7 protein-coding genes and 1 pseudogene are annotated in these 7,840 nt (G+C 70.9%); 6 read left to right on the plus strand and 2 right to left on the minus strand.

The annotated features are described in order from the left end of the window. The first annotated feature begins 42 nt into the window (after positions 1 to 42). The 3 genes from QHG49_RS33945 (at position 43) to QHG49_RS33955 (ending at position 3,901) form a co-directional block, all read left to right on the plus strand. Positions 43 to 2,199: a fructose-specific PTS transporter subunit EIIC gene (locus QHG49_RS33945; protein ID WP_301492639.1), complete on the plus strand. Its 2,157-nt coding sequence runs from the start codon at positions 43 to 45 to the stop codon at positions 2,197 to 2,199. 174 nt (positions 2,200 to 2,373) lie between these two features. Next, positions 2,374 to 3,234, plus strand: coding sequence for a YcaO-like family protein (locus tag QHG49_RS33950; protein ID WP_301492640.1), 861 nt, complete (start codon positions 2,374 to 2,376; stop codon positions 3,232 to 3,234). A gap of 301 nt (positions 3,235 to 3,535) precedes the next feature. After that, positions 3,536 to 3,901, plus strand: a complete 366-nt coding sequence (locus QHG49_RS33955) for a hypothetical protein (RefSeq protein WP_301492642.1) — start codon at positions 3,536 to 3,538, stop codon at positions 3,899 to 3,901. A 281-nt stretch (positions 3,902 to 4,182) separates the two neighbouring features. Here QHG49_RS33955 and QHG49_RS33960 read toward each other — a convergent pair whose 3' ends face one another. Then, the gene (locus tag QHG49_RS33960) at positions 4,183 to 4,527 is read right to left on the minus strand and encodes a MerR family transcriptional regulator (protein WP_159707746.1); all 345 of its coding nucleotides are present in this window, start codon (positions 4,525 to 4,527) and stop codon (positions 4,183 to 4,185) included. 617 nt (positions 4,528 to 5,144) lie between these two features. On the opposite strand from QHG49_RS33960, the gene QHG49_RS33965 reads away from it, so the two are divergent. Next, on the plus strand, positions 5,145 to 5,507 hold the full coding sequence (locus QHG49_RS33965; RefSeq protein ID WP_301492643.1) for an ATP-binding protein: 363 nt from the start codon (positions 5,145 to 5,147) through the stop codon (positions 5,505 to 5,507). A 215-nt stretch (positions 5,508 to 5,722) separates the two neighbouring features. Here QHG49_RS33965 and QHG49_RS33970 read toward each other — a convergent pair. Continuing rightward, positions 5,723 to 6,827 (minus strand): annotated as a pseudogene (locus QHG49_RS33970) (NAD(P)/FAD-dependent oxidoreductase). 28 nt (positions 6,828 to 6,855) lie between these two features. Here QHG49_RS33970 and QHG49_RS33975 point away from each other — a divergent pair. Further along, positions 6,856 to 7,245, plus strand: a complete 390-nt coding sequence (locus tag QHG49_RS33975) for a hypothetical protein (RefSeq protein WP_301493017.1) — start codon at positions 6,856 to 6,858, stop codon at positions 7,243 to 7,245. A gap of 8 nt (positions 7,246 to 7,253) precedes the next feature. Beyond that, positions 7,254 to 7,742, plus strand: a complete 489-nt coding sequence (locus tag QHG49_RS33980; RefSeq protein WP_370530555.1) for a carotenoid oxygenase family protein — start codon at positions 7,254 to 7,256, stop codon at positions 7,740 to 7,742. Positions 7,743 to 7,840: the final 98 nt, after the last annotated feature.

Genomic DNA, 7,840 nt, shown 5'->3' on the forward strand with positions numbered 1-7,840 from the left:
TTCCCCCGCCGCTCGGGCGACACGCGTGCGAAGGAGCCCGCGATGAGCGAGATGATCACCGCGGACCTGGTCGACCTCGACCTGTCCGCCGAAACCAAGGAAGCGGCGGCGCGCGCCCTCGCCGAGCGGATGGCGGCCCTGGGCCGGGTGACCGACCTGGCGGGCTTCCTCGCCGACGTGGCCACCCGCGAGGCGCAGATGCCGACCGGCCTGGACGGCGGCATCGGCATCCCGCACTGCCGCAGCGCCCACGTCACCGAGCCGACGCTCGCCTTCGGGCGCAGCGCCGCCGGGATCGACTTCGGCGCCGCGGACGGCCCCGCCGACCTGGTCTTCCTGATCGCCGCACCGGCGGGCGCGGACGACGCCCACCTGACGATCCTGTCCGCCCTGGCCCGCCAGCTGATGAACGCCGAGTTCACGGCCGCGCTGCGCTCGGCCGCCGACACTGCGACGGCGGCGGCGCTGATCCGGGGGGACGTGACTCCGCGGGAGGCCGCCGCGGCGCAGACGGAGGCGGCCCCGCCCTCGGGTGAGGCGGCCTCGGGCGCCGCGCAGACCTCTCCGGCCGACGATGCGGCACCGGCGGAGGCGGGCGCGCCGGACGCGGCCCCCGCCACCTCGGAAGCACCCGCCCCGCAGGACACAGCGGGCCCCGCCACCGCCGATCCCATCCCCGGGCACCCCTTGAGGATCGTCGCCGTCACCTCCTGTCCCACCGGCATCGCGCACACGTACATGGCCGCCGAGTCGCTGGAGAACGCCGGCCGGGAGGCGGGCGTCGAACTCGTCGTCGAGACCCAGGGCTCGGCCGGCTTCACCCGCCTCGACCCGGCGCTGATCGCCGCGGCGGACGGCGTGATCCTCGCCCACGACGTCCCCGTGCGGGGCAAGGACCGCTTCGCCGGGAAACCGACCGTGGACGTCGGCGTGAAGGCCGGCATCAACCGCCCCGGCGAACTGATTGCCGAGGTCCGGCAGAAGGCCGCCCGGGGTGAGACGACCGCCCCGGCCGCCGCCGGCACCCCGGTCGAACGCACCGGTGAATCCGGCGAGGGCTACGGCACCAAGCTGCGCAAGTGGCTCATGTCGGGCGTCAGTTACATGGTCCCGTTCGTCGCGGCCGGCGGTCTGCTGATCGCGATCGGCTTCGCGCTCGGCGGCTACAAGGTCAACAAGGCCCCCTCGGTCATGGACCACTTCGTCTGGACCCAGGCCGACAACTGGGCCGCGCTGATGTTCCAGATCGGCGGGGTGGCCTTCGCCTTCCTCGTCCCGGTCCTGGCCGGCTACATCGCCTACGGCATCGCCGACCGCCCCGGGCTGGTCCCCGGCTTCGTCGGCGGTTCGATCGCGCTGTCCATCAACGCCGGCTTCCTCGGCGGTCTGGCGGCCGGACTGATCTCCGGCGCGGTGGTGACGGCGATCCAGCGGGTGCGGATACCGCAGGCGCTGCGCGGCATCATGCCGGTGGTGGTGATCCCGCTGATCTCCTCGGCCGTCGTCGGGTTCCTGATGTTCGTCGTCATCGGCAAGCCCGTCGCCACCGCGCAGAAGGGCATGACGGACTGGCTGTCCGGGCTCAGCGGCGCCAACGCCGTGCTGCTCGGCGCGCTGCTCGGCCTGATGATGTGCTTCGATCTCGGCGGCCCGGTCAACAAGGTCGCCTACACCTTCGCCACCGCCGGGATCGCGGTCTCCGACCCGAGCGACTCGGCGATGAAGATCATGGCCGCGGTGATGGCGGCGGGCATGGTGCCCCCGCTGGCCATGGCCCTGGCCACCACCGTGCGCGGCCGGCTGTTCACCGCGACCGAGCGGGAGAACGGCAAGGCCGCCTGGGTCCTGGGCGCCTCGTTCATCTCCGAGGGCGCGATCCCGTTCGCCGCGGCCGATCCGCTGCGGGTCATCCCGTCGGCGATGGCGGGCGGCGCGCTCACCGGAGCCCTGTCGATGGCCTTCGGTGCCACCCTGCGCGCCCCGCACGGCGGCGTCTTCGTGGTCCCGCTGATCGGTAACCCGTTCCTCTATTTGATCGCCGTCGCGGCCGGCGTGTGCGCCTCGGCGGGCCTGGTGGTCGCCCTCAAGACCCTGCGCGGCTCCGCCCCGGGCACCCCGGGCGGCGAGCGGGAGAAGGGCGAGCACGGGCAGGCGGCGCGGGCTGGGTCGGCCGACCGCGAACAGCCGGTGGCCGCCTGACGGCCCTGCCGCTTTGGGGTGTTGCGAACAGTTCACGTCACTTCGAGATACGTCATGGTCCGGGGCCGATGCCCCGGGCCGTGGTGTTCACTTGGTGACATGCCTGAGCGCGTTCGATGTTGATGTGGTGCGGCGTGGCCCTGCCCGACGTGCTGATCATCGCCTGCGCCTTCGTTGCCCGACTACCCCGTCTCCGCGCTGCCGGTCACCGTGCCGTTCCCGGAGGGCACGCTCGCCCAGATCCAGTGGGACTGGACACCGGGCACCGGCCTCCTGAGCGGGGACAAGGTGCTGCTGCCCGTCGACCTGGTGCGGCGCCGAGCGCATCGGCCCGAGCGGACGCCGGACCTACTGCGCGCGACCAGCACCGGCCTGGTGTGCGGCAACACCCGCGACGAGGCCCTGCTGCACGCCCTGTTCGAGGTCGTGGAGCGGGACGTACTGCACCGCGATCAGCGGTGCGGCGGTCGCCTGCGGACGTCGATCGACCCCACGACGGTCGATGACCCGCACGCCCGGGACGTCATCGACCGGCTGACGGCGGCCGGGATGGGCCTGGAGGCGGCGCTGGTCGAGGGCCCGTACAACCTCCCGGTGTGCGTGGCCTACCTGTGCTCCGAGGACGCCCCGGTCATTTTTGCGGGCGGCGGCTGTCACATCCGGCCGGCCATCGCCCTGACCCGCGCCCTGACCGAGGCGGGGCAGTCGCGGCTGGCGACCATCGCCGGGACCCGGGACGATTTCCCGAGCGACCTCGCCTGGCTGCACGCCCCGTCCATCCCTGCGCCGCCCCCGCGACACCTGTCCGCATGGTCGGAGGCGATCACCTACTTCACCCCGGAGGCGGGCGGCTTCGCCGTCCAGGTCGTGGACGTCGCCCGACGGATCCAGGTCGTCACCGGTCATGAGCCGATAGCCCTGGACCTCTCGACTCCGGGCTCCCCCGTCCACGCGGTCCAGGTCGTCTGCCCCGGCACCCGGTCCGGCCGCGCCCTGCGCTTTCCTCTGCGCCAGGGTGAGCTGTGCGATGGGTGATGGGTTCATGGCCGCCGGGGCTCAGGGCCATGTGCCCGAGTGGGCGGCGGTCGCAAGTCTTTTGGGTGCCTGTTCAAAGCCGAACTGCCCGGTAGGGTCGACGAGTTCGCAGAAGCGATGGTCCAGCTGGAGGGGATCCGCAGGTGGGGCATGGGTTGAACCTCCGTTCGATTGGGGAGGGTGCGGTGTGAGTTACGAATTGCAGGCGGTCATCGCGGGCGACGAGATGCTGCGGACAGTGTCGCGAGAGCTTCCTGGATCCCAAGTGGTGCCTCTCGGCCAGGGCTTGTCGCTGATACCGATGACCGATGAGGTCTTCGACGGCGCCACGGACGGCTGTGGGGGAAAAGACCTGGGGTTCTGGCGGTTGCCAGGGGGCTTCGACACCCTGCTGGCTCAATGGTCCGCCGCGGGGCCCATCGCCTATGCGGAGGCGGAATACTTCGGGGGAGCCGGCGAGCAACGAGCCGCCGTCTGGGCCGAGGGCTCACTCGCGCTGGGGCCGCTGGACAAGCCGACGAGGAAGCGATTCTGGCGAGCGGTCAGCCCCGTCTCGCAGGCGCTGCGGCGGCTTGGCGCACGAAGGAGCCCGGGCGAGGACGAGTTCGAGGCCCTGGGGCTGGACCGCCACCGCACCAACGGGGACTGGATCTCCAGCGCCTGCTAGGTACGGGCGGAACCGACCCTGAAGCGGGGCGCAGGTCCCGTCTGTCCACTCCTGGCGGCACCCGATGCCGAACCGACTGCGCGGCTTCACCGCCAGCGCTGCACACGAACGAGAAGGCCGCCCCCTGCCACACCGCACTCGAAACACGGGCCCGGAGTCGGCCTCGGTGGGGGCGGAGCTTGGGGCGCTGGGGTGGCATGTTCTGCCGGGCGGTGTGTGCGGAGTTGTGGTGTTGGTCTTGTCGTGTCGGCGGTCGGCGTCTGCCGGGCCCGGTGTTCTGGTCAGGCAGTGGTCTTCGACGGCGCCTGGTGGTGTTGTGCGCGTAGTTCCTCGTTGATGCGCTGGGCTTCCTGGAGCTGGTCCTCGAGGATGATGATGCGGCAGGCGGCTTCGATGGGGGTGCCCTCGTCGACGAGTTCGCGGGCACGGGCGGCGATGCGCAGCTGGTAGCGGGAGTAGCGGCGATGACCGCCTTGTGAGCGCAGGGGGGTGATCAGGCGGTGTTCGCCCAGGGCGCGGAGGAAGGCGGGAGTGGTGCCGAGCATCTCGGCGGCCCGGCCCATGGTGTAGGCGGGGTAGTCGTCGTCATCGAGATTGTCGACGGGGCGGGAACTGCCAGGGGGCATAGACCTCTTCCTTCAGCGGACGCGTCGGGGGGCCCGGACGCCGTGCGGCGTCCGGGCCCCGAGCTTGCAACACCATCTACCGGCCGACTGTGCCGGTCTTCTGTGTCCGCAGTTTCCGCCCGGGAGGGCGGGGCTGCGGGGATCGCGGATGCGTGACCGGGGACCACCTTCCAATCCGGGGCCTGCGGTACCCGGGCGGAGTGCTTCCTCGCCCGGGCGATCCTGATGGCGTCTCGCTCCTCACCTTCGGTTACTCGGCTGTACTGCTGGATACCACGGGTACTGCTCACGACCCCTGAGAGCCGTGTCCTGCTTCACCTGCTCGCACGGCAGTTCGTGTCTGCCGTACTCTCTGCGACTTCCTGAGTACGAGCAAGACTGTAGCTCTGCGGCAAGGCAATGTCTACTGTCACCGCGACAGATTTTCTCCCGGGCGGGCATTTGGTGTTCTGCCGTAAGTGCATCCGGAAGAGTGTGTTCCCGGGTTGTATCCCGGCTCGGCGGGCACAAGCTGAACCGGTGGCACAATCCGATCCGATCCGGGGCCGGGGGGGATGCACATGGGTGACACGGAGACGACGGCGCGCACCAGATAGTCCCGAGCCTCTGCCGTCGTCGTGGGTGACGGTCCTGGCGACATCGCTCATGCGCGTGAGGCCGCCCGCGCCTTCGCCGACGGTCTGGACCCGGCTCCGACTCCCGAGCCGGCGGAAACCCTGGCCCTCGTGGTCTCCGAACTCGCCACCAACGCCCTGCGTCACGGCGGCGGCCATTACACCCTCGAACTCGCGGCCGGCACCGATGCGGTACACATCGCCGTCAGCGACCTCAACCCCGCACACCCGCGGCCCCGCACCCCGGACCTCGTCGGGGGCACCGGCGGCTTCGGCTGGCCGATGGTCCGCCATCTCGCCGACACGGTGGCCATCACCCCTGGCCCCGGGCAGGGCAAGACCATCCACATCCGCCTCCCACGGTGACACGCCGCGGGAACCGGCCTTCCAGGAGCGCAAGGCCCTGGAGAAGGCCGAGCGGTTGCTGCGCGTTCCCGCACAACACCAGGCCGTGCGAAGAACGGATGCTGACTTGCCCTGCGCGGCCTCGACCTGCCTGTCCAAGGTGTCATGAAGCGGTATCGGCGCGTCGGACCTTTCCGTGCTGAAGTGACGTCAACCTGCGCCAGTGGACCCCGCTGTCATGGAGTGGAAGTCACGCCATCAGCGTGGCCCTTGCCGGTGACGAGCGCGAGCCCGTCGGCTCGATCGGCGCGACGCGGCTGCGGCCCGGGCAGGGCGGCGTCGATGAACGCGTCCCGCGGGTGGGCCATCTCCGGCAGCGCGACGGTCTCGCGGCGCATGAACATGGCGAGCGTCCAGTCCGGGAAGACGCGGACCTTGCGGTTGACGGTGGGCACCATGGCGCCGTGGTAGAGGCGGTGGAACCACCAGGCCGGCAGGCCCTTGAGCTTGATCTTGCCGAACATGATCGCGACGCCCTTGTGGACGCCGATGCTGGCGACCGCACCGAGGTTGGCGTGCTTGTACTCCTTCTGCCGCCGGCCGCGCAGACGGGCGACGATGTTGTCGCCGAGCACCTTGGCCTGGCGGTACGCGTGCGGGGCTTGACTCCGGCGGTTCAGACGATGGTGGAGGCGGGGGTCTCCACCCCGTTCTTCAGCAGGACCTGCTGGGCGGTGCAGGACTCCATCGAGGTCTCCAAGTACACCTCGACACCGCGCTGTTCCAGCTTCTCCTTCGTCCACACGCCCAGGTCGGGGCCCATCTCGGGCAGGATGCGGTTCGCGGCTTCGACGAGGATGAAGCGCATGTCCTCACGGCCGATGTTGCGGTAGTTCTCCGCCGCGTCACGGCACATGTCCTCGATCTCGCCGACAGCCTCCACACCGGCGAAGCCACCGCCGACGAAGACGAAGGTGAGGGCCTTGCGGCGAGCGTCGGGGTCGGTGGTGGAGTCGGCCTTGTCGAGCTGCCAGAGCACGTGGTTGCGCAGGGAGACGGCTTCCTCGACGGTCTTCAGGCCGATGGCGTGCTGGGCGAGGCCGGGGATGGGGAAGGTGCGGGAGACCGAGCCGGTGACGACGACGAGGTAGTCGAAGGGGAGGTCGTACTCGTCACCCGCCGGGGGCACGATCGTCGCGGTCTTACAGGTGTGGTCGACGGCGACCACGTGTCCGGTGACGACGTCGGCCTTCTTGAGGGTGGGCCGCAGGGGGGGGCGACGAGGTTGCGGTCGGCGACGTTGCCGCCGGCGGCCTCGGGCAGGAACGGCAGGTAGGTCATGTAGGAGCGGGGGTCGACCACGGTGACCGTGGCCTCGTTGCCGCGGGCGTTGGCGGGCAGCAGGGCGCGGGGCGCTGGTGGTGAGGCGCGGTTCCTGGACGCGATCCGGACGGTGCTGGGCCTGGTCGGTCTGATCGGTGACCTGGTCGGTGGTGGTTCGGATCCGGGCATGGACATCGAGGATCTGCTCGCGAACCATGGGGAGCTGCTGGAGGCGATCCTGGCCGGGCAGCAGGATCTGCTGGAGGGCGTCGGCGGGGTGTCCGGGCAGGTCGGTCGGGGCAGGTGGGCGAGATGGCCTGGACGCCCTCAGCGAGGAGACCTCCGGCGGGTGGCGGCCCGCTGGCATCACGGCCCGCCCGAACGTCGCCCGCCGAGGTCCCACCCCCATGGACGAGGTCTGCGGGCCCCCGGTTGATTCATGACATGGCCCGCACCAGCCGCTGTCTGGTTCTGGAACCGGCCTTCTTCGATCTCGCCGCCGCCCTGAACGGTGGTTCCGAGCTTGCCTGGCGCCCCGAGCAGCCCACGCGCATCGCCCTGATTCCCCGCGACGGCTGCCCGGTCCGCTGGGTCGACGATGAGGCGTTCTGGCTGTGGCACACCGTCAACGCCTACGACACTCCGGACGGCCGCGTCGTCCTCGGTTATATGCGGTGGCCGTCCCTCTCGCTCGGTGCGGGCCCCACCGGCCGCGCCCCGCACGGCACGGAACACGGCCTGCCCCGGGCAGTCGCCGTCTTCACCGCGGGGACGGTGCGGCGCACCCGGCTCAACGACGCCCGCGTGGAACTGCCCCGCATCGACGACCGGTCCATCGCGCGCCCCCACCACGGCCTGGTCGTCTCGGCGGGCACCGGCCGCACCGAAGTTCCCTTGGGCCTGCGCGGCACCTGGTTGCCCGCCGGGGGATGAGTCCAGCGGGCACGTGCCGGTGACGGGTGTGCCGTATCAGCCACGCGCGGGGAATCCGGGGTGCGTTGTGGGTGTGGGTGTGGGTGTGGGTGGTGTTT

The organism is Streptomyces sp. WP-1 (assembly GCF_030450125.1).
Lineage (GTDB): Bacteria > Actinomycetota > Actinomycetes > Streptomycetales > Streptomycetaceae > Streptomyces > Streptomyces incarnatus.